Annotated in this window: 2 protein-coding genes; both read left to right on the top strand. The window is 57.4% G+C overall.

Annotation, left to right across the window (positions count from 1 at the left end; all coding sequences use genetic code 11):
- Positions 1-60 precede the first annotated feature (60 nt).
- Positions 61-552 (top strand): helix-turn-helix domain-containing protein, encoded by a 492-nt coding sequence (locus CVS27_RS21435; protein WP_243400300.1) that lies wholly within the window; start codon positions 61-63, stop codon positions 550-552.
- Between the two features lie 11 nt (positions 553-563).
- Positions 564-1,403 carry an IS3 family transposase gene (locus CVS27_RS20345; RefSeq protein ID WP_243400299.1) on the top strand — a complete coding sequence of 280 codons (840 nt, stop codon included), beginning with the start codon at positions 564-566 and terminating at the stop codon, positions 1,401-1,403.
- The last annotated feature ends 30 nt before the right edge of the window (positions 1,404-1,433 follow it).

The raw sequence follows: 1,433 nt of genomic DNA, 5'->3' as shown, positions 1-1,433 counted from the left end.
TGAACTGCTCCCCGGAAGTTGGACTGATTAATTCAGATCTTTACTTCCGGGGAGTTTTTCATGCGTCCGCATAGTTCATTGACCGCCGAGCAGCGGCTAACTGCCGTCGATCTGTTTGAGGAAGGGTTTGGGTATCGCGCGGTATCCTCAAGGCTGGGAGTCAGCATGTCGGCTATCTGCAAGTTGGAGAGTCGGTTCAAGATCTGGGGTAGGGCAGCATTGGAAAACAAACCAACCAAGCAGGTGTATTCCTTTGAGTTCAAGCTGGCGGTTGTTCGCCAATATCTCGACGGTGAGGGGACGCGGCAAGACCTTGCCCGGATGCATCAGCTCAGTTCCCTAGACCTCTTGCGAGCATGGATCCGCGCCTATCGTGACTATGGCGAGGAGGGCCTGCGCCCCAAGGCCAAGGGCCGACCCAAATCTGTGCCTGGGAGCCCATCGGTCGAAGTCAGCGAGCTGGAGCAACTGCGCCGTGAGAACCAGCGACTACAGGCAGAGAACGCCTATCTAAAAAAAGTACGGGCCTTGAGGAACCAGACACCGCTCTGAAAGTCAGTGCCGTGCTTGCCCTCAAGGCGTCTTTTCCGTTGCCGTTGCTCCTGGCCGCGGCAGGGTTACCCCGTTCCACGTTTTTCTACCGCCAGGCCGCGCTCAGGGCCCCGGATCGGCATGCCGAACTCCGTATGCAGGTCCATGAGGTCTTCACTGATACCAAGGGTCGCTACGGGCACCGGCGCATCCACGCCGTCCTGATCCGCCGCGGCTGGCAGGTAGCGCGCAAGACCGTGTTGAAACTGATGCGTCAGGAGAACCTCTTCTGCAGGGTTCGTACTCGGCGCAAATATTCCTCGTACAAGGGCCAGGTCGGCAAGATCGCCGACAACCTGCTGAAACGCGAGTTCAACGCGGAGGCGCCGAACACGAAGTGGGTGACCGACGTGACCGAGTTCAAGGTCGCGGACAGCAAGGTCTATCTTTCCCCGGTGCTAGATCTGTTCGACCGTTCGATCATTTCCTACTCGGTTTCCGAGTCCCCGTCCGTTGCCTTCACCAACAAATCACTGATCGAGGCGATCGGTACCCTTGCCCCAGGCGAGGCGCCGATGATGCATTCCGACCAGGGCTTCCAGTATCAGCACGCGAGCTGGCAGAAGCTCCTCAGTGACGCTGAGATGCCCCAATCCATGTCGCGCAAAGGCAATTGCCTAGACAACTCGATGATGGAAAATTTCTTCGGACACCTGAAGGAAGAAATGTTCCACCGACAAGAATTCACCAACACCGACGGGTTCCTCACCGAGCTGGACGACTACATCCGCTGGTACAACACAGACCGCATCTCGTTAACGCTGCAGTGCCTGAGCCCAATGGAATATCGGGCTCAGGCACTGGCTGCGTAGACTCTAATTTACCGAGTCCAACTTTCGGGG

The sequence above is a fragment of the Arthrobacter glacialis genome (assembly GCF_002909445.1).
Classification (GTDB): Bacteria; Actinomycetota; Actinomycetes; order Actinomycetales; family Micrococcaceae; genus Specibacter; species Specibacter glacialis.
Note: the sequence above shows the minus strand (reverse complement) of the source record. Positions and strands in the feature narration are given on the sequence as shown.

Coding starts and splice junctions, on each gene's coding strand:
- CVS27_RS21435 (WP_243400300.1), top strand. CDS start 61: ATGCGTCCGCATAGTTCATTGACCGCCGAGCAGCGGCTAACTGCCGTC.